This window comes from Rhizobium yanglingense (assembly GCF_977109285.1).
The window spans coordinates 1,705,027-1,730,666 of sequence record NZ_CDSAWY010000005.1 but is presented as its reverse complement, the minus strand read 5'-3'; the positions used below and the strand labels follow the sequence as shown (position 1 = coordinate 1,730,666).

Sequence of the window (25,640 nt, the reverse complement as noted above, 5' to 3'; positions counted from 1 at the left end):
GCTCAGGCTCCACCCGGCGGCAATAGTCCTGCGCCTTCCAGCAACGCGGGTTGAAATGACAGCCGCTCGGCGGTTTCAGCGGCGAGGAAGCTCGCCCTGCAGACGGATGCGGCTCTTGGCGCGATCGGGATCGGCGATCGGCGTCGCCGACAGAAGTGCCGCCGTATAGGGATGACGCGGGTGCGCAAAGACTTCGGCCGCCGGCCCCGTCTCGACCGGGCGGCCGAGATACATGACCATCACATCGTCGGCGATATGGCGAACGACCGATAGACCATGCGAGATGAAAAGATAGGCAAGCCCCATTTCCTTCTGCAGATCCATCAACAGGTTCAGCACCTGCGCCTGGATCGACAGGTCGAGCGCCGAAACCGGCTCGTCGAGCACCAGCACCTTCGGCCGCAGCATGAGCGCGCGGGCAATGGCGATACGCTGGCGCTGGCCACCGGAGAACATGTGCGGATAGCGATCGTAATGCTCCGGCCGCAGCCCGACGCGCGCCATCATTTCCTCTGCCTTGCGGCGGCGGCGTGCGGCATCGAGATTGGTGTTGATCTTCAGCGGCTCTTCCAGGATCGCACCGACCTTCTGGCGCGGATTGAGCGATCCGTAAGGATTTTGGAAAACGATCTGCACCTGGCTGCGGCAGACTCCGGTCGCCGACGCGGGCAGGCTTGCCGTCGATCAGCAGCTGCGCCTGCCGTCGGGTCTTCGATCATGCGTGACCAGGCGCGCGAGCGTCGACTTGCCGCAACCGGATTCGCCGACAACGGCGAGCGTCTTGCCGGGATGCAGACTGAAGCTCACGCCGTTCAGCGCCTTGACGGTCGCCTCCGGTTTGAACATGCCGCGATTGACAGTGTAGAAGCGGGCAAGATCCTTGCCCTCGAGAACGGCGCCGGTCATACGAAGTCTCCAGCGGATTGCTTCGGCGATCACGCCGGGATGACCGAGCGGCTTGCCGTCTTTCAAAGGATAGTTGCATAGCGCACAGGCCAAGCTCCGGCCCCTGGCGGACGACACCACGATCGCATTCGACCGTCGCGTAGCCGCAGCGCGGCGCAAAGAGACAGCCGCGCCGGGCGGTCATGCTGGCCGGGAACGACACCGGCGATCGACGGCAGATGCTGGCCGACTTGGGCACGCGTCCGGGCAGGGCGGCAAGCAATGCGGCGGTATAGGGATGATGCGGGTCGCGGAAAAGTGCCTTCACCGGCTGCTCCTCGACCTTTTGTCCGGCATACTGCACCTGCACGCGCTCTGCAGTTTCGGCGACGACGCCCATGTCGTGGGTGATCAGCACCAGCGCCATGCCCTGCTCCTTCTGCAGGCGCACGAGCAGATCGAGGATCTGCGCCTGGATGGTCACGTCGAGCGCGGTCGTCGGCTCGTCGGCGATCAAGAGCTTCGGATTGCAGGCGAGCGCCATGGCGATCATCACGCGCTGGCTCATGCCGCCGGACAGCTGGTGCGGGATAGTTCGACCAGGCGATCTGTCCGGCGCCGGGCATGCCGACCAGGCTCAGGAGCTCGATCGAGCGCTCGCGGCGCTGCCTTGCGGTTCAGACCCAGGTGCAGCCGCAGGCGTCTCGCCAAGCTGGAAGCCGACCGTGAAGCACGGGTTCAGGCTGCGACATCGGCTCCTGGAAGATCATCGCCATGTCCTTGCCGACGATCCTGCGGCGCTGTCGGCCGGAAATGCCGATGCAGTTCCTTGCCCGTCGAAAGTGCATGCGGTCAGCGGTGATCTTCGCCGTCCAGGGCAGAAGCCCCATCATGCGCGAGCATCGCAACGGACTTGCCGGAGCCGGATTCGCCGACGATCGACGAGGATCTCGCCCTTGTCGCAGCGTGAGCGATCACGCCGTCGACGGCGCGGAAGAGGCCGGACAGACGTCTGGAATTCGACCGTCAGATCTTTGAATATCGAGAAGTGGCATCAGGACCTCTTCAGCTTCGGGATCGAGCGCGTCGCGCAGCCCGTCGCCCATCAGGTTGATGGCGAGCACGGTCGACGAGGATGGCAAGGCCCGGGAAACGTTACGACCCACCAGGCGCGCTGGATGAACTCTCGCGCTTCGGCCGAGCATCGTGCCCCATTCGGGTGTCGGAGGCTGGGCGCCCATGCCGAGAAAGCCGAGGGCGGCAGCATCGAGGATCGCCGCCGAGAAGGCGAGCGTCGCCTGAACGATCAGCGGCCCGCGACAGTTCGGCAGGATTGTCGTTGAACATCAGCCGCAAGGTGCCGGCACCGGCACACGCGGGAGGCGATGACATACTCGCTTCTCACGACTCGGCCATGACCGAGGCACGCGTCAGGCGCACGAAATGCGGCTGATTGACGATGGAGATCGCAATCATCGCATTGATCAGGCCAGGCGCCAAGGACCGCAACCAGCACGAGGGCCAAAAGCAGCGACGGGCAAGGCGAGGATGATATCCATCAGGCGCATGATCGCGATATCGATGCGCGCCGCGGAAATAGCCGGCGACGAGGCCGAGCAGAACGCCCGACGATCACCGAGAGCGTCACGACGACAACGCCGATGAAGAGCGAGAAGCGCGCGCCATAGATGAGGCGCGAAAGAATGTCGCGTCCGACGGCGTCCGTCCCGAGCGGGAAGGACGAGCTGCCGCCTTCCATGCCAGGACGGCAGCAGGAAGAAGCATCTGCCGATTCTGTCTCGTTTGGCGTATGCGGCGCAACGAGCGGCGCAAATAGCGCGACGACGAGAATGAAGGTGAAAACGGCGAGGCCGATGACGGCGCCTTTGTTTCGCGAGAAATAATACCAGAACTCCGCAAGAGCCGATGGGCTGGGCGGTTTTTGCAGCGACCGTGCCGGTTTGGACTGTTTGTCGTGCTCATCGGGACCGCTCCTAGTGCCGAATGCGTGGGTTGATGAAGCCGTAGGTGACGTCGACGATCAGATTGACCAGCATGATGATGCCGGCGATCAGCAGAAGACCGCCCTGGACGCACCGCATAGTCCGCGCTTGAACGACCGAATCGACCATCCACTTGCCGATGCCGGGCCAGGAGAAGATCGTCTCGGTCAGGATCGCGCCCGCGAAGCAGGACGCCGATCTGCAGACCGATGGTCGTCACAACCGGGATCATGGCATTGCGCAGCGCATGCACGCCAACGACCCGAAGCGGCTTCAAAGGCCCTTGGAGCGCGCGGTGCGCACATAGTCTTCGCCAAGCACCTCGAGCATCGCCGAGCGCGTCTGGCGCGCGATGACGGCGAGCGGAATGGTGGCAAGCACGATCGTCGGCAGAATGAGGTAGCTGACGGCGGAGCGGAAGGCGCCCGCCTGCCCCGACAGCAGGCTGTCGATCAGCATGAAGCCAGTGACCGGCTTGAAGAAATACATGAGCGAGATGCGGCCCGAAACGGGCGTCCAACCGAGATAGCCGGAGAAGAAGATGATGAGCAGCAGGCCCCACCAGAAGATCGGCATCGAATAGCCGACAAGGGCGACCCCCATCACGCTTTGGTCGAACCACGTGCCTCGCTTGACGGCGGCAAAGACGCCGGCGGGCACGCCAAGACAGACCGCGAGAAGAATGGCACAAAGCGAGAGTTCGAGCGTTGCCGGGAAGAGCGCACCAAAATCACCGAGAACCGGGCGCTTGGTGACGATCGACGTTCCAAAGTCGCCCTGCAGCACCTTGCCGAGGTAATCGAAGTACTGGATGTACATGGGCCGGTCGAAACCGAGATCGTGCATGATCTGGGCGTGACGCTCAGGCGCCATCACGCGTTCACCCGACAGAAGCATGACGGGATCGCCGGGAAGCATGCGGATGAACGAGAAGGCAATGAGCGTGACGCCGAGGAATGTTGGGATCAGGACCGCGAGGCGCCCGATGAGAAATCGCAACATGGCAGATGTTCCAATAGTTTCCGGCGGTCAGGGAGCCTGACCGCCGGCCAGCCCGGCGTTAGCCGGGCATTCTTGCATAATTCTTGTTATTCGGAAATGTCGACGCCGTCGAAGCGGTGGTAGCCGAGCGGATCCTGGACGAAGCCGGAAACCTTCTTGCTGACCGGAATGAAGACGAGCGAATGGTCAAGCGTTGCCCAGGGAGCTTCCTTCTTGAAGATCAGCTGAGCCTGCTCGTAGGCCTTGGTGCGCTCGGCAACATCTGCCGTCGTCTTGGCCTTGGTCATCAGGTCGTCGAATTCCTTGTTGCACCATTGCGCGCGGTTGTTACCGCCGACAGCGTCGCAGCCGAGGAGCGTGTCCATGAAGTTGTCCGGATCGCCGTTGTCGCCGGTCCAGCCCGAGGATGACGGCACCGTCACGGTCCTTGGCGGAGGAAAGCTTCAGGTACTCGGCCCATTCATGGGTCACGATCTCGACTTCGACGCCGATCTTTGCGAGGTCGGCCTGCATCAGTTCAGCTGCGCGGCGAGCATTCAGCATGTACGGACGCGAGACGGGCATCGCCCAGAGCTTCATCTTAAGATCCTTGACGCCGGCATCTGCAAGCATCTTCTTTGCCGCATCCGGATCGTACTTGTCGTCTTCGACGGCATCGTTATACGACCACATCGTCGGCGGGATCGGGTTCTTGGCAACCGCTGCAGCGCCCTGGAAGACGGCATCGATGATCGCCTGCTTGTTGATCGCCATGTTGAGAGCCTTGCGGACTTCAACCTTGTCGAACGGCGGGATCAGCGTGTTGTAGGCAACGTAGGAAACGTTGAGGCCGGCCTGTTCCATGACGGTCAGGTTCTCGTCCTTCTTCAATTCGGCTACGTCGGCAGCATTCGGGTACGGCATGATGTGGCATTCGCCGGCCTTCAGCTTCTGCGCGCGGACGGCAGCGTCGGAGGTGATCGCGAAAACGAGATCGTCAATCTTTTCCTTGCCCTTGAAGTAGCTCTCGTTGGCCTTGTAGCGGATGACGGCATCCGGCTGGTAGGCGACGAAGGTGAACGGACCGGTGCCGAGCGGCATCTGGTTCATCTGGTTCATCTTGCCGTCAGCCGCGAGCTTGTCGGCATATTCCTTCGACAGGATCGAAGCAAAGTCCATGGCGAGGTCGGCCATGAAGGGCGCTTCGGGATGTCGCCAGGGTGAACTTGACCGTCAGGTCGTCGACCTTCTCGATCGACTTGATGAGCTCCGGGAAGCCCATGCCGGCGGCGTATTCGTAAGAGCCGCCTTCGACATACTTGTTCCACGGATTGTCGGCCTTCAGCTGGCGCTCGAAGGAGAAGATGACATCGTCGGCGTTGAGATCGCGCGTCGGCGTGAAGAACTCGGTCGTCTGGAACTTGACGCCCGACCGCAGCTTGAAGGTATAGACCATGCCGTCGTCGGAAACGGTCCAGCTTTCGGCGAGACCCGGCTCGATCTCGGTGCTGCCGTGCTTGAACTCGACGAGGCGGTTATAGACCGTGCGCGAGGTCGCGTCGAAGGTCGTGCCTGCGGTGTAGAGGCCCGGATCGAAGCCTTCCGGCGAACCTTCGGAGCAATAGACAAGGGTTTTTGACCAGGCCGACGTCGCCATGACCGAAGCCAGGGCCGTCGCTGCCAGCAGGACGGAGAGCTTTTTCATAATTTTGTTTCCCAGGTTTGTTCTTTTTGATCTTTGGAGATCGAGCACAAATATCCCGATCAGCGGGCCGATGGAACGATATTTATTTGCTGAAAGCAACGGTATCCGCAGAAAATTTTTCCAGTTGGACAACTTTAGAAATTTTCCGTCAAAAATCGGCCTCATTTGGAAATAATCGGCACGCAAGAAGCTGAGTTTTTGTCGCTTTTGGTATAATTTCGCGCTTTTTGGATACGCGAAATTGCCTGCCGGCATTCAATCCACGAGGAGCTAAACGCAAAAACCGCAGCTGCATGCTGCAGCTGCGGTCAATGAGGATATTCGACTATTACGTGTCAGGCGTCAGGCAGCCGGAGCGCTGATGGCGGGTTTGCGGAAATCTTCGCCAGTCAGGCCGAGAAGGAAATTGATCTGCGGGCGCGCCCTTCACGAGATCGTCGATCGAATATTCGGCCAGCACGTCGAAGAAAGCGTTGAGCGCCTTGCGCAGCGCCGAGTTCAGACCGCAGCTGTCGACCAGCGGGCATTCGACCGCGCCGTCTTCGAAGCACTCGGCCATCGCAAAGCTGTCTTCGGTCACTTTGACGACGTCGAAGAGGCTGATCTCCTTCGCCGGTTTGCCGAGCCGGACGCCACCGTTGCGGCCCCGGACGGTTTCGACCAGGCCCGCCTTATTCAGCGGCTGCAAGGATCTTGAATAGAAAGAGCTTCAGAAACCCCGTATGCCTTGGCAATTTCGGGAATCCGGCTCTAGATGTCCTTCATTGGCAGCGCAATACATCAACATGCGAACCGCATAGTTGGTCTGCTTCGTCAATCGCATGCCGTTCTCCTGAATCGCGCGGGCTGGATAGCCGTATGGATGCTATATAGTGGCTTTCGTAGTTTTGAACAATTCCAAAATATGAAATTCACATTCACGTTTGCACCGCCAGCCACTGCCGCGCCATTTCAGTCGGCGTTTCCGGCGTATTTCAGGATGGCCTCTTTCCTCTCTGGCGTACCGGGATGGGTGGAGAGCATGCTGGTTTCGGAGTGATCGCCGAGCTTCGTCTCGATCAGATCGAAAAAGCGCACGATCGCGGCCGGGTCCATACCGGACCTGTCATGAGGTCGACGGACCTGCGATCGGCTTCGCTTTCGGCGGATCGCGAGTAGGAAAGCGCCAGCAATCCAATCTGCTTGCCGGTCGCGTGATATTCGAAAGCTGCGCCCGAGCAGGACCGTATTGCCATAGAAATACCGGTTGCGGCGAACCTTCGCCCAGGCCGAATAAATACCCAGCGTGACGATCGTGAGAAGCACGTTCACGATCCAGATGCCGAAATACTCCGAGGCCGCTGCCCGTAAATTTCGCGCGTTCGAAACGCGATTTGCCGCGCGTGTCCGCCAGACATCTCGGTTCTTCAAAAGCATTCGCTGTTTCCCTACCCCTTCGCCGGCCTATGCGGCGTCTGGGTGAAAACTTCCTCATGTTGAGAAGCACGCGTCTGCAAATTTAACAACTTAAAATCGCAGAAATTGGGGGCCGCGGCCCCCGAATCGCGTATTCACTTGCTTTCGATACTACTTCATCGTCGGCATGACGAATTCGGCGCCGTCCTTGATGCCTGACGGCCAGCGGGCGGTGACGGTCTTGGTCTTGGTCCAGAACTTGATCGAGTCCGTACCGTGCTGGTTGAGGTCGCCGAAGCTGGAGGCCTTCCAGCCGCCGAAGGAGTGATAGGCGAGCGGAACCGGGATCGGGACGTTGATGCCGATCATGCCGATATTGATGCGCGAGGCGAAGTCGCGGGCGGCATCGCCGTCGCGGGTATAGATGGCGACGCCGTTGCCGTATTCGTGCTTCATCGGCAGATCGAGGGCCTCTTCGTAGTTCTTGGCGCGAACGACTGAAAGCACAGGTCCGAAGATTTCGGTCTTGTAGATATCCATGTCAGGCGTGACGTGATCGAAGAGGCGAACCGCCGACGAAATAGCCGTCTTCATAACCCTGCAGCTTGAAGCCGCGGCCGTCGACGACGAGTTTCGCGCCCTGCTCGACGCCGCGATCGATCAGGCTATTGACGCGGGCATAGGCTTCCTTGGTGACGAGCGGTCCCATGTCGGCCTTCTCATCGGTATAAGGGCCGATGCGAAGCGACTCGATCTTCGGGGTCAGCTTGTCGACGAGGCGGTTTGCGGTTTCCTCACCGACGGGAACCGCAACCGAGATCGCCATGCAGCGTTCGCCCGCCGAACCGTAGCCTGCGCCCATCAGCGCGTTGACGGCCTGGTCCAAGTCCGCATCCGGCATGATGATCATGTGGTTCTTCGCGCCGCCGAAGCACTGGGCACGCTTGCCGTTCATGGCGGCGGTGCCATAGACGTAACGGGCGATCGGCGTGGAGCCGACGAAGGTGACGGCGCCGATATCCGGGTCCGTCAGGATCGCGTCGACGGCGGCCTTGTCGCCGTTGACGACGTTCAGGATGCCGGCGGGAAGTCCGGCTTCGATCATCAGTTCGGCCAGACGCAGAGGAACGGACGGGTCGCGCTCGGAGGGCTTGAGGATGAAGGCGTTGCCGCAGGCGATTGCCGGCGCAAACATCCACATCGGGATCATGGCTGGGAAGTTGAATGGCGTGATGCCAGCGCCAATGCCAACGGCCTGGCGCAGGGAATACATGTCGATCGCCGGACCTGCGCCTTCGGTGAATTCGCCCTTTTGCAGATGCGGGATACCGCAGACGAACTCGCAGACTTCAAGACCGCGGACGATATCGCCCTTGGAGTCTTCGACGGTCTTGCCGTGCTCCCTGGAGAGCAGCTCGGCAAGCTCGTCCATATGCTTGTTCAAGAGTTCCACGAACTTGAAGAAGACCCGGGCGCGGCGCTGCGGATTGGTTGCGGCCCACTTTGGCTGCGCCGCCTTGGCGTTTTCGACCGCGGCACGGATTTCCTCGAGGCTTGCGAGCGCGACCGTCGCCTGGACCTCACCGGTTGCCGGGTTGTAGACGTTGCTGCTGCGGCCGCTTTTGCCCCCAACATGCTTGCCGCCAATGAAATGACCGATCTCACGCATGGATGTGCCTCCTCTTGATTTCCGTTGATAGCGCATAATCGCACTTCAATTTGCACAAATCAATGCAATGCGATAAGCAACCGTTGTGCAAAAATCGAAGCCCCAACCTGCGCGCACTCCTCCAGCAGGCCTTCTCCAAGGCGCAACCCGGGGGCAGCCGCGCGCGCAAGAGGCCGAACGCAAGAGGAGGTCGCCCATCGATGAGCGGCAAACGTGTCGTGAGAATGGCGGAACTGGAGATAGACCCTGCGGAGCTCGATGCCTATCGTGCGCTCCTGGCTGAAGAAATCGAGGCGTCGGTCACGTCCGAACGAGGCGTGTTGACCCTATACGCGGTCGCGATCAAGGATCGTCCGGATAAAATCTGCATCTTCGAAGTCTATGCCAGCCAGGAGGACTACGAAGCCCATCTCCAGACGCCGCATTTCCTCAAGTACAAGTCGTTGACCGCCCGCATGGTCAGGTCGCTGTCACTCATTGACGTCGATCCCATCATTTTGCGCGCTAAGACCGGCGATCACTTGGCGAGGTAGGTTCGGGACTTGGGCAGCAAGGACTTAAGGACATGAATTGGGATGACGTCCGCATCTTCCTCGCCGTAGCGAGAACGGGGCAGATCCTTGCCGCCTCCAAGCGGCTGGGGCTTAACCACGCCACCCTCTCGCGGCGCGTGACGTCGCTCGAGGCGGCACTGAAGACTCGGCCTCTTCACGCGCCGCACCAATGGCTGCGAACTGACTGCCGAAGGCGAAGTGTTCCTCGCCTCGGCAGAGCGGATGGAGACGGAAATGCTCGCCGCGCAGGCCAACCTCGGCCGCACGGACACGGCTATCGCTGGCACGGTCCGCGTCGGGGCGCCGGACGGCTTCGGCGTTTCCTTTTTGGCCCCGCGTATCGGACGGCTGATCGAGCGCCATCCGGAGCTGAAAATCCAGTTGGTGCCAGTGCCGCGCTCCTTTTCACTCTCGCAACGCGAGGCGGACATTGCCATCACGCTGGAACGACCCGAACAGGGTCGTCTCGTATCCTCGAAGCTGACCGACTATACGCTGGGGCTCTATGCCTCGCGCGGTTACGCCGAACAAAACGGCCTGCCCGACAACAACGAAGCGCTCAAGCAGCATCGCCGCATCGGTTATGTCGAGGACCTGCTCTTCTCTCAATCGCTGAATTTCACCGGCGAGGTCATGCGCAACTGGAGCGCTGGCTTTGAGATCTCCTCGGCGACCGGTCAGACCGAAGCGGTGCGTTCCGGCGCCGGTATCGGAATCTTGCACGACTACATCGCCCGGCAGTATGACGAACTGGTTCGTATCCTGCCCGATGTCTCGATCCGGCGTGCCTACTGGACGACCTATCACGAGAGCGCCCGCGATCTGGTGCGCGTACGCACCGTCGCCGATTTTCTTCAGGAGCTGGTCGGCGCGGAACGGCAGATATTTCTCTGACCGCCGGCCTGCTTTGGAGACTCGTCGTTTTCGTCCGGATTGGGATTGGGCGTCTCGTCCGGCAGGCGATCGGGATCCGGCTCCTTGACAGGCGGCTCCGGTTTCCAGCCAGGCCCGGGCATCGGCGGCTGATCGGGGATCGGTTCGTTGGGAACGGACATCGTGCTCCTTCCGTCTTCGATTGCTCACTTGTCGGGTTTCAGGGCTTCGGCTGCACGCATGGGCATGCTGTCGATGATGGCAAAGAGTTCGCCGTTGCTCACCGGCTCGCTCACCTTGAGCTTCACCGTCCCATCCTTGCCGACAAGGGCGGCTCCGAATTCACCAGTCTCGGGAGCCCCAAGCTCCTTTCGAAGCGTCCCTTCATTCAGATTGCCGCCTGCGCCGAAGATCGGCTTGACCGTACTGCCGGAAATCTTGAGAACGACCATGTCGCGCTCGCCCAGGCCGGTGCGATCGGCAAGCAGCTGGTTTTCCTGGCGCGCAGCGCGGCTATTGTCCCTGTCGGCGAAAATGACTAGAACCCGGCTCTTCCACCGGAACTCTTCGAGGCTTGCGACCGGCGCCTGAGCGCCGTCCGTCTCCTCGACCTTGGTTGCACCGTAAAGAAGCGTTTTTGACATTCTCATCTCTCCCGTCGCCTGTAAAACGGCGGGAGGATGGGCAGGTTCCATCATTTCGGAGGGCGTGGCGCAAAGCCGAAAAAAAGCCGGTCAAATTTGACCGGCTTTTTAGTTCGTTCACAGTGTAGACTTACAGAGGAACGAAATCGGACGGCGGAACCTGCAAGGCGGCAGCAATGCGCCGCAATTTTGCAGGATCTGCATTTTCCCCATTTTCGATTTCGATGATTTCATTGGTGACGAGGCCACAGGTGACCGCCAGATCATCGACGCTGTACCCAACGGCCTCACGCGCTTTCCTGACCTCGGCGGCAACATTCATCGCGGAAACCACCGTCGCTTTGAATTCATCCAGATTCTTGAGAGAAATGGACATTAAAGTCTCCTTCTAAAAGCACTCTGATGTAACCCCCGGCACAAAATGACATTCCGGCTCACATTTTGCAACGCAATATAACACAAAGTTTACCTTTGCTGCGGTGGCTAGATAGGGAGCCAGTGCCAGAGGGCAATAGTTCAGCAGATAACAAGCCGGACGGCCGAAGTGGATCTGCCGAATTTCGGTTTTTTGAGAGGAATGGTACGGTTGGAGGGGATCGAACCTTCGACCTCAGGTGCCACAAACCTGCGCTCTAACCAACTGAGCTACAACCGCACAAATCGCGCTCGGCGCGACGGGGGTCACATACGAGGACTTGGAAATTAATTCAAGTCCTATCTCCCCTCAATGTACAAAAAGGCCGGACATAGGGTCCAGCCTTTTGTTTGATTGCACCCGTATGGGATCAGGCAGCCTTGAAGGAGGCCATGGCCTTTTCGGCGGCTTCCTTGCTGGGCTTTGCGAGCTTCTCGGCAACCTGCTTGGAGGTTTCCTGCATCGACTTCGCTTGCTCGACGGTCAGTTCCGCCTGCTTGCGCAGGAAAGCGGTCTGAAGTTCGACGAGTTCTACAATCGACTTCACACCGAGCAGAGCTTCCATGTGCGAGAGGGAATTTTCAGCGTTCGTGCGGAGTGCGTCGATCGCCTTCAGGCCGATTTCAACCGTGCCGGCCTGCGCGGTCTGAACCGTGGCTTCGAGGGTCTTGCCGGCATCTTCGCCGGCGGCCTTCATCTTTGCATAGGCTTCACGCGACTGCTGGGCGCCTTTTTCCGCGAAGTCGCGGAAGGATTCGGCGAACTTGGAAGGGTCGAAGGAGGACATTGAAAAAACGTCGTCGATCTTTATGTTAGCCATCGAATTAAGCTCCTTGGGTTCAGGCCGATAACGCCTGCATAGTTTGGATATATCTTATATAAGGCATTCCATTGTGCATTGCAACATAATTGTGCGTCGCACAACGAATTAACCTTTCCACCCGAAACCCGACCCCTGCGCTGGACCCATTTCCGGCGCGTCGTTATTAATAGACTGTTAATTTTTCAAGAGGCCGAAAGGGGACAAGGTTCCGACATGCCCGCAGTCCAATACCCGTTCATCGACATTGCCGTGCATCAACGGGTGCGGGAACGCTTTTCGCGTGGCGAAGCAATGGTGCTTTTCTCGGCCGACCTTTCCCGCCTGCTCTGGGCCAATGGCGCCGGTGCGGAACTCTTCAGCCAGACCGCCGTCTATGATCTTCTCGATCAGGGCGTGAATCGCACCGACATCACCTTCCGCCAGATCGAGACGACCGCTCGCCAGCTCGCCGCGATCGGCGACACTAGAAGCCTAGTGATCCGGATCGCCAAGGGCTTCCAGCGGGCTCCGGCCCAAGCAACGGCCGAAATGATCGGGCTTTCGTCCGGCGAGCGCGGCATTTTGTTCTCGGTTCCCGTTTCTTCACAACCACTTCCTGCCGCAGAAACCGCAGCGAGAATGCTACAGGGGCTCGACGATCCCGATACGCATATGGCCGTGATCGGCGCGGAAGGCGACGTCATCGCGTCCTCCCCCGGCTTTGCGTCGCTCGGCATCACCCAGCAGACCGCCAAGACGCTGACGAACCTTGCAGGCGCCCATCCCGACCGGCTCGTCAAGCGGCCGGTCGCAACCGGCAAGGGTTACCTGCCCGCTGCCGTCGGCAAGCTCAGCGACGAACCGGCGCTCAATCTTCTCTTTGCCGTCGAAACCGTGCTTGGCAATCTCGACCCGATCGACGCGGCAGCGCCGGAAGAGCCGTTATCCACAGCCGCCGTTAACCATATCGACGAGCCGAAGGGCGCGAAGTTCGACGACGCGCTCAATGCAGTTGCGCATATCGAGGACCTCGAAGAAGGGCTGGAGATTGTCGACGGCGAGGAAACCAAGCCCGTAGCGGAAGCCGCAGATGAGCCGCTCATCGATCACGAAGAACCCGAAGAGCTTATCCTGTCCGAACCCGAGATGCCGCTTACCGACCACGCTGAGCCGGCCGGGGACGATACGGTAGACGCGGAGACCGTGACAGAACCTGCCGATGCCGAGGTGCGGCGCGAGATCGAACCTGCCGGAAGCAATCCGGGGCACGAAACCGAAGATGGCGGCCAAGACAAGGTTGCCACCCCGCCGACAGCAAACGGCTTTGCGTTCAAGCCGAACAGCCGCGCGACGCGCTTTGTGTGGAAGATCGACGCCGACGGCCACTTCAGCGAAGTGTCGGGTGAATTCGCCGACGCCGTTGGTCCACACGCAGCCAATATCATCGGCGTTGCCTTTTCCGACATTGCGGCACTCTTCAACCTCGATCCCGAAGGCAAGATCGCCGAAGCACTCGAGCGCCGGGACACATGGTCAGGCAAGACGATCCATTGGCCGATCGAGGGGACGAGCCTGATCGTTCCCGTCGATCTCGCCGCGCTGCCGACCTATACGCGCAACCGGGAGTTCGACGGCTTCCGGGGCTTCGGCGTTGTCCGGCTTTCCGATGCCACCGAGGATCCGCTGGCGCTCGGTCTGACGCTCGGCGCCGATGCCTTCGGCCGCGACACGGCCAGCCTCGAACAGCCGCCGGAAGAGGCTGCTTTGGCGACATCCGACGTGCAGCCCCGGCCGGAAGCGCCGGAAGCCGCACCGGAGCCCGAGGCAGCCTCCGAAACCGTGCCTCGCGAAGAGCCGCCAGTCCTGCGCGTGGTGGAAACGCCGAGCCGCCGGCTGACGGACAAGATCGTTCAACTCCATGGAGCAGGCCCGACGCTGAGCGCGGCCGAGCAGGCAAACTTCCGCGAGATCGCCAAACGCCTGGAGGCTTTCGGCGTTCGCGACGATGAGCCGGCCCCCACCGAGCCCGATGCTGCAGAGAGCCCGGCTTCCACAGAGCCGGCAGAACCTGCATCCGAAGGCGAGCCGAACTGAGGCAATCTTCGAGAGCGCGAGCACGGCCGCCGAAGAACCGGCCGATACAGCGGAGCGAACGGAAGAGCACGTCGAAACGGCGGAGCCGGGTGGGGACGACGCCACCGAGGGCCTGCACGAAACCTTCAGCCCGATCGAAGTGCTGCACAGTGCCATCCCGCCGCGGGTGAAGATGACGGACGGGCTATCGGCCAACACCGTCGACCAGTTGCCGGTTGCCGTGCTCGTCCATGCCGGCGATGCGCTGATCCACGCCAATCCCGAATTCATGCGTCTGACCGGCTATGCTTCGCTCGAGGATCTCAGCGATGTGGGCGGGATCGACGCGCTGCTTCAACGCCGCGACTTGGATGAAAAAGCGGGACGCCCGGGCGCAATGGTGCTCGTGACGGCCGACGACTCGCTCGTACCGGTCACTGCCCGCCTGCAATCGATCCGCTGGGAAGAATCCAGCGCGCTCATGCTGGCGCTGATGCCTGTCGAAGGAAGTGACGGTCGCGCCGTCTCAGAACGAAGTAACCCGTCCGGACATCCGTTCCGACCGCATGGTCGAAAAGGTCGCCAAGCTGCAGGTCGAGGTGGAAGAACTCCGCTCCATCCTGGAAACGGCGACGGACGGCGTGGTCGTCATCGGCGCAGAAGGCGACATTCGATCGATGAACCGCTCGGCAAGCGCGCTTTTCAACTATGATGAGGAAGAGACCCGCGGCAAACCCTTCGTGATGCTCTTTGCGCATGAGAGCCAGAAGGCAGTGCTCGACTATCTGAACGGCCTTTCCGGCCACGGCGTCGCAAGCGTTCTGAACGACGGGCGTGAGGTGATCGGCCGCGAGTCATCCGGCGGCTTTGTTCCGCTGTTCATGACCATGGGCCGGCTCACCTCCTCCAGCGGCTATTGCGCCGTCATCCGCGACATCACCCAGTGGAAGCGCACCGAGGACGAGCTTCGCAATGCGAAGGGCGCCGCCGAAACGGCGAATGCCCACAAAACGGATTTCCTGGCGCGCATCAGCCATGAAATCCGCACGCCGCTCAACGCCATCATCGGCTTCTCGGACATGATGGCGAGCGAGCGCTTCGGACCGATCGGCCATCCGCGCTACATCGAATATGCGAACGACATCGGCCGCTCGGGCCGCCATGTTCTCGATATCGTCAACGATCTGCTCGATATCTCGAAGATCGAAGCGGGTGAGATGGATCTCGATTTCGCATCCGTCGGCCTCAACGAGGCGATTTCGGAGGCCGTGGCTCTGGTCCAGCCGCAGGCAAACGGACAACGCGTCATAATTCGCACGGCGCTGTCGCAGTCGGTGCCGAATGTCGTTGCCGATCTTCGCTCGGTCAAGCAGATCGCCCTCAACATCCTTTCCAACGCCATCCGCTTCACGCCGTCAGGCGGTCAGATCGTCGTTTCAACGTCATATGAAGCGAATGGCAGCGTCGTGCTGCGTGTCCGCGATACCGGCATCGGCATGACGCGCAGCGAGCTCGACCAAGCGATGAAGCCGTTCCGGCAGGTTTCCGACCCAGTCGCGCCACCGCGGCGACGGCACGGGTCTCGGCTTGCCGCTGACCAAGGCGATGGTGGATGCAAACCGGGCGGTCTTCTCGATCAATTCGGCGCCGAACGAGGGCACGCTGGTCGAGGTCACCTTCCCGTCGCAGCGCGTGCTGGCAGGCTGAATCAAAAAAAGGCAGCCACGAATGGCTGCCTGGAATTTAGTGCTGTTCAACAAGAGCTTAGTCGATCAACATCATGTTTCGGGAGCCCGCAAGGCAAAGCTGCTTCGTTCATGCGCAGCCCCAACTTGCTTTTACCTTTGACCAACCTTTCTTAACGAAAGGTATCCAGGTCGACGGGAAACTATCAAACGATATCTTATAGTTTGCGGTGCATCTCTACGATTGAAATCAGATCGCGCAGTTCCTTGAGTCCGACGAAAAGGTCGAGCGCCTCGGGATTGGCGAGCGCCTCCTTGTTTTTCACCGGCCGCCCGTGCACGACCTCGCGCACCGCAAGCTCGACGATCTTGCCGGATTTGGTGCGCGGGAATATCGCGCGACCGCGATGATCTTCGCCGGCACATGGCGGGGCGAGGCCCCGGTGCGGATGCGGGTCTTGATGGCCTTGACGAGGTCGTCGGTCAATGCGGCGCCCGGCGCGAGGCGAACGAACAGCACCACCCGGACGTCGTCTTCCCAATCCTGGCCGATGCAGAGCGCTTCGGCCACCTCTTCCATCTGCTCGACCTGATTGTAGATCTCAGCGGTGCCGATGCGCACACCGCCGGGGTTGAGCGTCGCGTCGGAGCGGCCATGAATAACAAGGCCGCCATGTTCCGTCCATTCGGCGAAATCGCCATGGCACCAGATATTCTCGAAGCGCTCGAAATAGGCCGCTTTGTATTTCGCGCCATCCGGATCGTTCCAGAAGCCGACCGGCATCGACGGGAAGGCCTTGGTGCAGACCAGTTCGCCCTTCTGCTGGCGCACAGGCTTGCCTTCATCGTCCCATACGTCGACGGCAAGGCCGAGGCCCGCCCCCTGGATTTCGCCGCGCCAGACCGGCTGCAGCGGATTGCCCAGCACGAAGCACGAGACGATATCCGTGCCGCCCGAGATGGAGGCTAGCTGGATGTCTTCCTTGATGCCTTCATAGACGAAGGTGAAGCCTTCGGGCGAAAGTGGCGATCCCGTGGATGTCATGAGACGCAGGCTCGAAAGATCATGGGTTGTGCGCGGCGTCAGCCCGCCCTTGCGCACCGCGTCGATATATTTCGCGGAAGTGCCGAAAACCGCGAAGTCTTCAGCCTGCGCATAATCGAAGAGCACATTGCCGTCCGGCGCGAAGGGCGAGCCGTCGAACAGGCAAAGCGTGACGCCTACCGCAAGGCCGCTCACAAGCCAGTTCCACATCATCCAGCCGCATGTGGTGAAATAGAAGAGCTTCTCGCCACGCTTCAGGCCGCAATGCAGCACATGCTCCTTCAGATGCTGCAATAGCGTGCCGCCAGCGGAATGAACGATGCATTTCGGCACACCGGTGGTGCCGGAGGAGAAGAGAATATAAAGCGGATGCGCGAAGGGAAGCCGCACGAACTCGACGGCTTTTGGCTGGTAAGGTTTGATGAATTCTTCCAGCGTCATCGCCTTCGGGGTCTCGCTCGCAACCGCTGCGGCATCGCCGGCATAGTGGACAATCACGACCGGAGCACCGAGGCTCCTTGCGACCGAAGCCACCTTCGCCTTCACATCCTGCAGCTTGCCGCCATACCAATAGGCGTCGCAGGCGATGAAGAGCTTGGGGCCGATCTGGCCGAAGCGGTCGAGCACGCCCTGTTCGCCGAAATCCGGTGAACAGGACGACCAAATGGCACCGATCGAGGCAGCGGCCAGCATGCAGGCGACCGTCTCCGGCATGTTGGGCATCATCGCGGCGATGCGATCCCCCTCGCCGATGCCGAGCGCGCGATAGGCTTGCTGCAGCTGGGATACGAGAGCACGCAGCCGGTCCCACGACCAGCGATATTCGACCTTGTCCTCGCCGCGGAAGACGATCGCGTCAGCCGGCCCTTCGCTCGAAAGCAGGTTCTCGGCGAAGTTCAGCTTCGCATCAGGAAAGAAACGAGCCTTGAGCATGAGATCGCCGTCGGCGAGTGCTCGTGCGCCCTGCTCCCCCTTCACACCGCAAAACGCCCAAACCGAGGTCCAGAACTTTTCGGGCTCATCGATCGACCAGGCATGAAGGTCCAGATAGGTTTCAAACTCTAGACCAAACTCGGCATTGCAGCGCTGCACGAAGGCATGCATCGGGCTTGCCTCAATCGACTCTTTCGAAGGCACCCAAAGCGGCACGGTGTCACTCATTTAATCTCCTCCCCTATTATCCGCTATATACCATGCTGCACCGCATTATAAAGTGTGCATCGCTTTCGGACACAGGCTCTCCGAGATTTGCATATGTCTCCCGTTTCATATATCCGGCGAAATCGATAGCTAACGGATAAGCAGCTGAAAATACTGGCGGAGCTTATGGGTACGTCAAGACAACCAAAATGGCGGCGCAAGATGATACCCGTTTCCCGCTGGCTGCCGGGTTTCGCGCGAATTGCAACCAGCCTGATCCTTTTCGCCGCCATCACTTTCGTGGCGCTTCGTGTTGCCGCCCCTTACCTCGTTTCGAGCGGACTGGTGCGCTCCGGCATCGAGGACGTATTGTCGAAATGGACCGGCTATCAGGCCGAGATCAAGGGCACGCCGGTTCTCGAATTCTGGCCGACACCGCGCATTACGCTGAACCAGATTACCATCCGCCAGCCCGAAAGCAGCGGCAACAAGCTGCTCGGCACGATCGAGAGCCTTTCGGCCGATTTCAGCCTCATCGACGCCATCGGCGGCAGCGCCCGCTTTCATGAATTCCACCTGCTGCGCCCCAATCTTTCCCTCACGCGCGACCAACAGGGGCTGATCGACTGGACCTATGCCGGGCAGCTTGCGAAGGCGATCACCAGCGCGCGCCAGGAAGGTGGAGCCGAAGTCCTCGATCAAAGGCTTGATGCGACGATCGGTGCGATCACCGTCGAAGACGGCACGCTCAATGTCGCCGACCTTGCAAGCGGCAAGACCTATCATTTCGAAGGCGTGACCGCCGATATCACCTGGCCGCGGCTTTCAAGCCCGATGACAGCAGTGCTGATCGCGAGAACGAGCGGGCAAGATTTGAAGCTCGACTTCTCGTCCAGTAGCCCGCTGCTGATCTTCGGTGGCAAGGTTGCTCAGATCAAAACCGCACTCACCTCCAAGCTCGTGACGGCAGAATTCACCGGTATCGGCGGTATCTCAGGTCTTGCCGGACTATCCGGCAACATGTCGGTCAATATTCCCGACCTGCCGGCGCTTTTGGCCTGGTCCGGCAAATCCATTCCGGACGTCGAGACGCTGAGATCGTTTTCGATCGAGAGCGACATATTTTCCGCCGCCAACGGCCTGCGCTTCAACGAAGTCGCGCTTGGGCTCAACGATGCGAATGCAACCGGCGTCATGGACATCTCCATTGGAACAAACGCGCGGGCAAGACTTGGCGGCACGCTGGCCTTCGACCGTATGAACCTCAAGCCCTTCTTCGACGCCTTTGCTCTGCGCCTGGCCGCCGGCGAAGCGGGCGCGCCGGAAGATGGCGGTCCGCTGCAGAAGCTTGATGTCGACCTCAGGCTCTCCGCCAAGGAAATGCAGCTTCCGCCCTTCCAGCTCTCTGATGTGGGGGCAAGCATCATCGTTTCCAGCAACGAAGCCAAATTCGATATCGGCGACAGCCAGTTCGAAGGCGGAGAGATGACGGCGCATCTGGAGGCAACGCGCGGGAACTTCGATGGCGGCGGCAAGCTGCAGGTCTCGATCCGCGGTGCCGATTTTGCTGGGCTGATCGAACGGTTGCAGTTGAAGGGCCCATTACCGCTCGCGAACGGATCGCTCGACATTTCACTGAAAACCAACAAGCCGATCTGGACGGCAGGTGCTGCCGACGTGAGCGGACAGCTGGCATTCCACGGCAATGCGGGCTCGATCGCCGGCCTTGACATCGAAGCGATCCGAAGCCAGGCCGTTCAACAGAAATTTTTCCCGCTGAGCGCCGTTTCGGGCCGCGCGTTCGAATTCAATCGGATCGATGTGGCTGCCACTCTCGCGGATGGCTCGGCCGAGCTTCGCGGCGTCAGCGTTCAGGAGGTGCAGACGAGACGCTGACCCTTTCAGGCATCATCCCGTACGAATCCAACGGACCGGCCCTTTCCGGATGGCTGCAGGCGACGGATGACGCCAAGAAGGCAGTGTTGCCGCTTCTGCCGTTCTTCGTCGGCGGCTCTTGGCCGAACCCGGTGATTTCACCGGTTCCGCGGATCAATCAGCAGCTACCGGGCGCCCAGTGATTTTCAAGGCGCGTTGGCTGCCGCACGCTCATCGCGTTCCCGCTGTATCTCGCGGCGCTTGGAGACGAGCGAAGCGCAGATGACCCCGACCGTCACGATACCGATCAAAATCGTGCAGACCGCATTGATTTCCGGGGTCACGCCGAGGCGCACCTGGCTATCAATTCGCATCGGCAGGGTCGTGGCGCCCGGGCCTGACGTGAAGCTCGCAATCACGAGGTCGTCGAGCGACAAGGTGAATGCCAGGATCCAGCCCGAAAAGACGGCAGGCGCAATGATCGGCAGCGTCACCTCGAAGAAGGTCCGGACCGGCGGAGCGCCGAGGTCCTGCGCCGCTTCTTCGATCGAATGATCAAAGCTCACCAGACGCGACTGCACGACAACCGCGACAAAGCACATCGTCAGCGTCGTATGCGCCAGCGTGATCGTCCAGAAGCCGCGGTCAAATCCGATCGCCACAAAGAGCAGCAGCAACGAAAGGCCGGTGATCACCTCGGGCATGACGAGCGGGGCATAGACCATCCCGGAGAAAAGCATGCGGCCGCGAAACCGCGTGTAGCGTACGAGCGTGAGCGCCGCGAGCGTGCCGAGGATGGTAGCCAACGTGGCGGAGAGCACGCCCACGCGCACCGTCACCCAGGCAGCGTCGAGCAAAGCCTGATTGTACAACAGCTGTGCGTACCATTTCGTCGAGAAGCCGCCCCAGACGGTGACGAGCTTCGATTCGTTGAACGAGAAGATTACGAGCAGGACGATCGGCAGATAGAGGAAGGCAAAGCCGAGCGTGACCGAGACGATATTGAAGCGGGTCCATTGCAGCATGGCTTACCTTCCCTGCTCGTCGGCTTTGGCTTGCGCGTTCTGGAAAAAGACGATCGGGATCACCAGGATCAACAGCAGGATCGTCGCGACTGCGGAGGAGACCGGCCAATCGCGGTTCGAATTGAACTCGCTCCAGAGCGTCTTGCCGATCATCAGTGTCTGCGATCCGCCGAGCAGGTCGGGGATGACGAATTCGCCGACGGCCGGGATGAAAACCAGCATGCAGCCGGCGATAACGCCCGGCAGCGAAAGCGGGAACGTCACACGCCAAAAGGCCGTGATCGGCGTGCACCCGAGATCCTGCGCGGCCTCGATCAGCGTCCCGTCCATCTTTTCCAGCGATGAATAGAGCGGCAGAACCATGAACGGCAGGTAGGAGTAGACGATGCCGATATAGACCGCGATGTTGGTGTTTAGGATGATGAGCGGACTGTCGATGATCCCGGTGGCCAGCAGCACCTGATTGAGCAGGCCTTCCGGCTTCAGGATCGCGATCCAGGCGTAGACGCGGATCAGGAAGCTCGTCCAGAACGGCAGGATGACGAGCATGAGCAGTGTCGGACGGATGCTGCGAGGGGCCTGCGCCATGCCATAGGCGATCGGATAGGCGATGAGTAGCGTCAGGAATGTCGAGATCGCGGCGATAACGACGCTCGAGACATAGGCGTTGAAATACAGCGGATCGTCGACGAGATAACTGTAATTTTCGAAAGAGAAGGTCGATACCTTGTCCCAAAAGCCGGTCCAGCCATCGCCGAGCGAAAAGACGGGCGTATAGGGCGGCATCGCGATCGCCGTTGCCGACATCGAGATGCGGAAGACGATGAAGAACGGCGCCAGGAAGAAGATGAGCAACCAAGCATAGGGAACGATGATCACGAGGCGGCTGTAGATCGCGGAACCGAGCTTGCCCATGGTCAATCCCTCAGCAGCACGCCGGCATCTTCGGCGAAGGAGATCCAGACTTCCTGATCGTATGTGAAAGGATCATCGACCGCACGCTGCGCATTGAGCGAGGAAGCCTTCACGACCTTTCCGCTCTTCAGCTTGACATGGAAAACCGTCATATCGCCGAGATAGCCGATATCCCAAAGCTCGCCGGAGGCCGCATTAACCGAAGAGTTCGGCGGCGGATGACGAAGCACCTTCAGTTTTTCAGGGCGGATCGCAAAGCCGGCATTGCTGCCCTTTGCAGGCTTATCGGATGTCGCGACCTTGATGGTGAGGCCACTGTCGACCGCAATCTCGACCGTACCGGCCCCGGCGGAAGCAACCTGGCCGTCGAAGATGTTCACGTCGCCGATGAAATCCGCAACGAAACGCGAGTTCGGGGCCTCGTAGATTTCCGCCGGTGTCGCCACCTGGATGACCTTGCCGTGGCTCATGACTGCGATGCGATCCGCCATCGTCATCGCCTCTTCCTGGTCGTGGGTCACGACGACGAAGGTGAGGCCGAGATTCTGCTGCAGATCCATGAGCTCGAACTGCGTTTCCTCGCGCAGCTTCTTGTCGAGTGCACCAAGCGGTTCGTCGAGCAGCAATACTTTGGGGCGCTTGGCAAGCGAGCGGGCGAGTGCCACGCGCTGACGCTGACCGCCCGAAAGCTGGTTCGGCTTGCGGGAGGCAAACTGCTCCAGCTTCACCATCTTCAGCATCTGCATAACGCGCTCGATAATCTCGTCCTTCGGCATGCCGTCCTGGCGAAGGCCGAAAGCGATGTTCTTCTCGACCGTCATGTGGGGGAAGAGCGCATAGGACTGGAACATCATGTTGACCGGCCGCCTGTGGGGCGGAGTACCTGCCAGGTTCGTGCCGTCGAGGATCACTTCGCCGGAGGTCGGCTGCTCGAAGCCCGCAAGCATGCGCAACAATGTCGACTTGCCGCAGCCCGATGCGCCGAGCAATGCAAAGAATTCGCGATGATAGATATTCAGCGACAGGTCATTTACGGCGGTAAAGTCGCCGAACTTCTTCGTCACGTTCTTGAAGGAGATAAATGGCTTGGAAGCCGGATCGGCCCAAGGCGCGAAGGTGCGGCGAATATTGCCAAGTGACTTCATATTGTTCCCCGAGACATGATTTGAGAACCGGCCCTCCCCCATGGCCGACAGTCGTCAAGAAAAGGCCCGGGCGTTTCCACCCGGGCCGAAGTCTCGACTACTGGCCGGTAACGACCTTGGTCCAGATTCGTGTCACGAGACGCTGCGCCTTAGGATCGAGCGGCGGCACGGTAAAGAGCTTAGCCATGATCTCCGGCGTCGGATAGATCGCGGTATCATCAATCACTTCCTTGTCCAGCAGCGGCTGCGACGCCTTGTTACCGTTGGCATAGAAGACAAAATTCGATGCCTTGGCGGCAACTTCCGGCCTCATCATGTAATTGATGAATTCATGGGCCTCTTCGACATGCGGCGCATCCTTCGGGATGCCGAAGACGTCGAAGAAGATCTGCGCGCCTTGGGCAGGAACCGAATAGTCGACATTCACGCCAGCCTTTGCCTCGGCCGCGCGATCGCGCGCCTGGAACACGTCGCCCGAATAGCCGAGCGCAATGCAGATATCGCCATTGGCGAGCGCGCTGATATATTCGGAGGAGTGGAACTTGCGCACGAAGGGACGGACGGCGAGCAGGACATCTTGTGCCTTCTCCAGCTCTTCCGGCTTCTTGCTGTTCGGATCGAGGCCGAGATAGGCAAGAACGGACGGAATGACGTCCGTCGGCGAGTCCAGCATATAGATGCCGCAATCCTTAAGCTTAGCGGCCTTGGCCGGATCGAAAAGCGCATCCCAGTTCGGCTTTTCGTCAGTGCCGAGCGCAGCCTTCACCTTGTCCACGTTATAGCCGATGCCGGTCGTGCCCCACATGTAGTCGACGCTGTACTCGTTGCCTGGATCGAAGGTGGCGACGCCCTTCATCACCACGTCCCACATGTTCTTCAGGTTCGGCAACTTCGACTTGTCGAGCTTTTGATAAACGCCCGCAGCAATCTGGCGCTGCATGAAGGAAACGGTCGGAACGACGACATCGTAGCCGGTCCCGCCTGCAAGAAGCTTGGTTTCAAGCGTCTCGTTGGAATCGAAGGTGTCGTAGACGACCTTGATGCCGGTTTCCTTGGTGAAATCCTCGAGGATGGTACTGTCGATATAATCCGACCAGTTATAGACGTTGACGACACGCTCCTGCGCAAAGCCCGGCGCTGCAGCGAAAACGGCAACGACGGCCGTGGCCGCAAGTCTTGCGATTCTTCGACCTCATATTATCTCCTGTCCATTTATTATAAGCGTTTTGCAGGCATCACCCCGGACACCGTTTCCCTCTGGATTTTCGGGTAGACTAGAAAGGATTTTGTGAGGCGACAAGCGCAAAATCCTGCACTCTCAATGATTTCACCGGTCACTGGAAATCGAAGGCACTGAGCCCTGCTACCATCTCATCTAACCCAAGCGGGCGAGTGACAGGCGGTTCGGCGCGCGCAAGACAGCCCTTCCTTTCGCAAAGGCGACAGGCAGGCCCGATTGCCACCGGATGGAGGTTCGCAGAGAGGGCCTGGCCATAGACAGTGCTGTCTTTGAGCGCGATATCGCAGCCGAGCAGAAGTGCTGTACGCCGGACCCGTTCGCCAAATGGCGCATGCGGCCCTTCAAGCGTCCGCGCTATGGTAAGATACGCGGAGCCATCCGGCATCTCGGCAGCCTCGGCCAGAACTTGGCCCGGCTGGAGAAAGGCAGCGTGGATGTTGAGCTTCGGACAGCCGCCGCCGAAGCGCGCGTGGGGAAAACCTGCCGCTCCTCCCCGCCGCAGCCGATGGCCTGCGGCATCGGCCTCCATGACAAAGAACGGAACGCCGGCATTCGCTGGCCGCTGCAGCATCGTCAGCCGTGTCGCAGCCTGGCCGAACGAACAGCCGAAGCGCGCGCAAAGAATATCGATGTCATAACGCGATGCTTTGGCTGCGGAAAGGAACGCATCGTAAGGCATCATCAGCGCAAGTGCTGCATAACGTGCGAGCTCGAAGCGGACAATGCGCCTCGCCTCCTGCGTCGAGAGGCTGAATGTTTCCAGTTCTCGCGCAATGGCCTCGCGAAGCGCGAGCGTTGAGACCTCGACGGCGATTTCCTGGAGCTGATCGGAGGCCGCAAGGCGCTCCGAAATAAAAAGCCGCATGGAATGCCGGTCGAAGCGGCGACGCAGATCGGGCATCACGTGCACCGGCAGGATGCGGACGCCGATGCCACGCTCCTTCTGCAGCCAGTCCTTCAGAACCTGCGCGCGCTCACCCGCCGGCAGAGTGACGAAGAAAGCCTCCGCAGCCTCTTCAAGCGCGCCGAAATAGGCAGACCGGCGCTCCAGCACGTCGCGCACTTCATCTGCAGGCAGCCGCGCGCCAGCGGCCGGTGCCTGCCCCTCTCCCGCCATCAGGACCGCAAAATCGGAAAGCCGCATAGCCTGCTCGCGATAGGCGCGATAGAGTTTCACGACACCGCTTGCCGCATTGGGCGCGGCTTCTGCGACTTCGATGAGTTCCTGGTCTCCGGGCAGTTCGCCCGAAAGCAAGGGATCGGCGAAAACCTCGCGCAATTGCGCAAGATTGTTTCCAGGCTCACTCTGCAGCTCCTCAAGGTCGACCTTGTAGACCGACGCCAGCTTCAAGAGGAGCTGCACCGTCAATGGCCGCTGATTGCGCTCGATCAGATTGAGGTAGGATGGCGAAATTCCCAATGCCTCGGCCATCGCCGTCTGCGTGACCGCCAGGCCGTTGCGGATCCGGCGAACTTTCGGACCAGCAAATATCTTCCGCTCGACCATATGACACCTCCCGCATTGAAAGAATTTACAAACATTCACAAATTAACAAACTAATGTTGTAAAT

At 60.2% G+C, this 25,640-nt stretch carries 15 protein-coding genes, 1 tRNA gene and 11 pseudogenes; 4 read left to right on the top strand and 23 right to left on the bottom strand.

The features are described from left to right. Nucleotides 1-75 precede the first annotated feature (75 nt). The 12 genes and pseudogenes from ACW4PC_RS18290 to ACW4PC_RS18235 all read right to left on the bottom strand — a co-directional run bounded on the left by ACW4PC_RS18290 (nucleotide 76) and on the right by ACW4PC_RS18235 (nucleotide 8,638). Complete coding sequence (locus ACW4PC_RS18290; RefSeq protein ID WP_455875054.1) at nucleotides 76-234, bottom strand: oligopeptide/dipeptide ABC transporter ATP-binding protein; 159 nt, start codon at nucleotides 232-234, stop codon at nucleotides 76-78. 195 nt (nucleotides 235-429) lie between these two features. Beyond that, nucleotides 430-807 (bottom strand): annotated as a pseudogene (locus ACW4PC_RS18285) (ATP-binding cassette domain-containing protein); the annotation flags it as partial. Continuing rightward, nucleotides 716-1,453, bottom strand: a complete 738-nt coding sequence (locus tag ACW4PC_RS18280; RefSeq protein ID WP_455874694.1) for an oligopeptide/dipeptide ABC transporter ATP-binding protein — start codon at nucleotides 1,451-1,453, stop codon at nucleotides 716-718. The pseudogene ACW4PC_RS18285 and the gene ACW4PC_RS18280, both read right to left, overlap by 92 nt. Nucleotides 1,454-1,562: 109 nt before the next feature. Then, nucleotides 1,563-1,778: a hypothetical protein gene (locus ACW4PC_RS18275; RefSeq protein ID WP_455874693.1), complete on the bottom strand. Its 216-nt coding sequence runs from the start codon at nucleotides 1,776-1,778 to the stop codon at nucleotides 1,563-1,565. Between the two features lie 81 nt (nucleotides 1,779-1,859). After that, complete coding sequence (locus ACW4PC_RS18270; protein ID WP_455875053.1) at nucleotides 1,860-2,159, bottom strand: hypothetical protein; 300 nt, start codon at nucleotides 2,157-2,159, stop codon at nucleotides 1,860-1,862. Nucleotides 2,160-2,443: 284 nt separating this feature from the next. Beyond that, entirely contained in the window at nucleotides 2,444-2,644 is a 201-nt protein-coding gene (locus tag ACW4PC_RS18265) for a hypothetical protein (RefSeq protein ID WP_455874692.1), read from the bottom strand. A 235-nt stretch (nucleotides 2,645-2,879) separates the two neighbouring features. Then, nucleotides 2,880-3,890 (bottom strand): annotated as a pseudogene (locus ACW4PC_RS18260) (ABC transporter permease subunit). 86 nt (nucleotides 3,891-3,976) lie between these two features. Next, nucleotides 3,977-5,574 (bottom strand): annotated as a pseudogene (locus ACW4PC_RS18255) (ABC transporter substrate-binding protein). A 342-nt stretch (nucleotides 5,575-5,916) separates the two neighbouring features. Then, a pseudogene (gene rirA, locus ACW4PC_RS18250) lies at nucleotides 5,917-6,397 on the bottom strand (iron-responsive transcriptional regulator RirA). Between the two features lie 128 nt (nucleotides 6,398-6,525). Beyond that, nucleotides 6,526-6,749: pseudogene (locus tag ACW4PC_RS18245) on the bottom strand (M48 family metalloprotease); the annotation flags it as partial. Further along, a pseudogene (locus tag ACW4PC_RS18240) lies at nucleotides 6,750-6,967 on the bottom strand (DUF898 family protein); the annotation flags it as partial. 173 nt (nucleotides 6,968-7,140) lie between these two features. Beyond that, nucleotides 7,141-8,638, bottom strand: a pseudogene (locus ACW4PC_RS18235) (CoA-acylating methylmalonate-semialdehyde dehydrogenase). 200 nt (nucleotides 8,639-8,838) lie between these two features. Between ACW4PC_RS18235 and ACW4PC_RS18230 the strand changes: the two are divergent. After that, a complete protein-coding gene (locus ACW4PC_RS18230; RefSeq protein WP_455874691.1) occupies nucleotides 8,839-9,171 on the top strand; it encodes a putative quinol monooxygenase in 333 nt (110 codons plus the stop codon). A gap of 32 nt (nucleotides 9,172-9,203) precedes the next feature. Next, nucleotides 9,204-10,086, top strand: a pseudogene (locus ACW4PC_RS18225) (LysR family transcriptional regulator). On the opposite strand, the gene ACW4PC_RS18220 reads toward ACW4PC_RS18225, so the two are convergent. The 5 genes from ACW4PC_RS18220 to ACW4PC_RS18200 all read right to left on the bottom strand — a co-directional run bounded on the left by ACW4PC_RS18220 (nucleotide 10,047) and on the right by ACW4PC_RS18200 (nucleotide 11,944). Beyond that, the gene (locus ACW4PC_RS18220; RefSeq protein ID WP_455874690.1) at nucleotides 10,047-10,247 is read right to left on the bottom strand and encodes a hypothetical protein; all 201 of its coding nucleotides are present in this window, start codon (nucleotides 10,245-10,247) and stop codon (nucleotides 10,047-10,049) included. The pseudogene ACW4PC_RS18225 and the gene ACW4PC_RS18220 overlap by 40 nt on opposite strands. Nucleotides 10,248-10,271: 24 nt before the next feature. Next, entirely contained in the window at nucleotides 10,272-10,709 is a 438-nt protein-coding gene (locus tag ACW4PC_RS18215) for a DUF4174 domain-containing protein (protein WP_455874689.1), read from the bottom strand. 130 nt (nucleotides 10,710-10,839) lie between these two features. Then, entirely contained in the window at nucleotides 10,840-11,085 is a 246-nt protein-coding gene (locus tag ACW4PC_RS18210) for a helix-turn-helix domain-containing protein (protein ID WP_455874688.1), read from the bottom strand. 202 nt (nucleotides 11,086-11,287) lie between these two features. After that, nucleotides 11,288-11,364: transfer RNA gene (locus ACW4PC_RS18205), tRNA-His, on the bottom strand. Between the two features lie 130 nt (nucleotides 11,365-11,494). Next, complete coding sequence (locus ACW4PC_RS18200; protein WP_455874687.1) at nucleotides 11,495-11,944, bottom strand: phasin; 450 nt, start codon at nucleotides 11,942-11,944, stop codon at nucleotides 11,495-11,497. A 216-nt stretch (nucleotides 11,945-12,160) separates the two neighbouring features. Between ACW4PC_RS18200 and ACW4PC_RS18195 the strand changes: the two are divergent. Then, nucleotides 12,161-15,706, top strand: a pseudogene (locus ACW4PC_RS18195) (ATP-binding protein). Between the two features lie 196 nt (nucleotides 15,707-15,902). Here ACW4PC_RS18195 and ACW4PC_RS18190 read toward each other — a convergent pair. Further along, nucleotides 15,903-17,890: pseudogene (locus ACW4PC_RS18190) on the bottom strand (acetoacetate--CoA ligase). Between the two features lie 165 nt (nucleotides 17,891-18,055). Here ACW4PC_RS18190 and ACW4PC_RS18185 point away from each other — a divergent pair. Continuing rightward, nucleotides 18,056-19,947 (top strand): annotated as a pseudogene (locus ACW4PC_RS18185) (AsmA family protein). 3 nt (nucleotides 19,948-19,950) lie between these two features. On the opposite strand, the gene ACW4PC_RS18180 reads toward ACW4PC_RS18185, so the two are convergent. From ACW4PC_RS18180 to ACW4PC_RS18160, 5 genes are all read right to left on the bottom strand, one after another. Next, a complete protein-coding gene (locus tag ACW4PC_RS18180) occupies nucleotides 19,951-20,769 on the bottom strand; it encodes an ABC transporter permease (RefSeq protein ID WP_455874686.1) in 819 nt (272 codons plus the stop codon). A gap of 3 nt (nucleotides 20,770-20,772) precedes the next feature. Then, nucleotides 20,773-21,684, bottom strand: coding sequence for an ABC transporter permease subunit (locus tag ACW4PC_RS18175; RefSeq protein WP_455874685.1), 912 nt, complete (start codon nucleotides 21,682-21,684; stop codon nucleotides 20,773-20,775). Nucleotides 21,685-21,686: 2 nt separating this feature from the next. Further along, nucleotides 21,687-22,829, bottom strand: a complete 1,143-nt coding sequence (locus ACW4PC_RS18170; RefSeq protein ID WP_074066722.1) for an ABC transporter ATP-binding protein — start codon at nucleotides 22,827-22,829, stop codon at nucleotides 21,687-21,689. A 97-nt stretch (nucleotides 22,830-22,926) separates the two neighbouring features. Then, a complete protein-coding gene (locus ACW4PC_RS18165; RefSeq protein ID WP_455875052.1) occupies nucleotides 22,927-24,012 on the bottom strand; it encodes a polyamine ABC transporter substrate-binding protein in 1,086 nt (361 codons plus the stop codon). A 151-nt stretch (nucleotides 24,013-24,163) separates the two neighbouring features. Further along, on the bottom strand, nucleotides 24,164-25,576 hold the full coding sequence (locus tag ACW4PC_RS18160; RefSeq protein ID WP_455874684.1) for a helix-turn-helix domain-containing protein: 1,413 nt from the start codon (nucleotides 25,574-25,576) through the stop codon (nucleotides 24,164-24,166). Between the last annotated feature and the right edge of the window lie 64 nt (nucleotides 25,577-25,640).

Bases quoted from the DNA above. Each gene is read 5' to 3' on its own strand.
- ACW4PC_RS18290 (WP_455875054.1), bottom strand. From the start codon at position 234: ATGTATCTCGGCCGCCCGGTCGAGACGGGGCCGGCGGCCGAAGTCTTT.
- ACW4PC_RS18280 (WP_455874694.1), bottom strand. From the start codon at position 1,453: ATGAGCCAGCGCGTGATGATCGCCATGGCGCTCGCCTGCAATCCGAAG.
- ACW4PC_RS18275 (WP_455874693.1), bottom strand. From the start codon at position 1,778: ATGATGGGGCTTCTGCCCTGGACGGCGAAGATCACCGCTGACCGCATG.
- ACW4PC_RS18265 (WP_455874692.1), bottom strand. From the start codon at position 2,644: ATGGAAGGCGGCAGCTCGTCCTTCCCGCTCGGGACGGACGCCGTCGGA.
- ACW4PC_RS18230 (WP_455874691.1), top strand. From the start codon at position 8,839: ATGAGCGGCAAACGTGTCGTGAGAATGGCGGAACTGGAGATAGACCCT.
- ACW4PC_RS18220 (WP_455874690.1), bottom strand. From the start codon at position 10,247: ATGTCCGTTCCCAACGAACCGATCCCCGATCAGCCGCCGATGCCCGGG.
- ACW4PC_RS18215 (WP_455874689.1), bottom strand. From the start codon at position 10,709: ATGTCAAAAACGCTTCTTTACGGTGCAACCAAGGTCGAGGAGACGGAC.
- ACW4PC_RS18210 (WP_455874688.1), bottom strand. From the start codon at position 11,085: ATGTCCATTTCTCTCAAGAATCTGGATGAATTCAAAGCGACGGTGGTT.
- ACW4PC_RS18200 (WP_455874687.1), bottom strand. From the start codon at position 11,944: ATGGCTAACATAAAGATCGACGACGTTTTTTCAATGTCCTCCTTCGAC.
- ACW4PC_RS18180 (WP_455874686.1), bottom strand. From the start codon at position 20,769: ATGCTGCAATGGACCCGCTTCAATATCGTCTCGGTCACGCTCGGCTTT.
- ACW4PC_RS18175 (WP_455874685.1), bottom strand. From the start codon at position 21,684: ATGGGCAAGCTCGGTTCCGCGATCTACAGCCGCCTCGTGATCATCGTT.
- ACW4PC_RS18170 (WP_074066722.1), bottom strand. From the start codon at position 22,829: ATGAAGTCACTTGGCAATATTCGCCGCACCTTCGCGCCTTGGGCCGAT.
- ACW4PC_RS18160 (WP_455874684.1), bottom strand. From the start codon at position 25,576: ATGGTCGAGCGGAAGATATTTGCTGGTCCGAAAGTTCGCCGGATCCGC.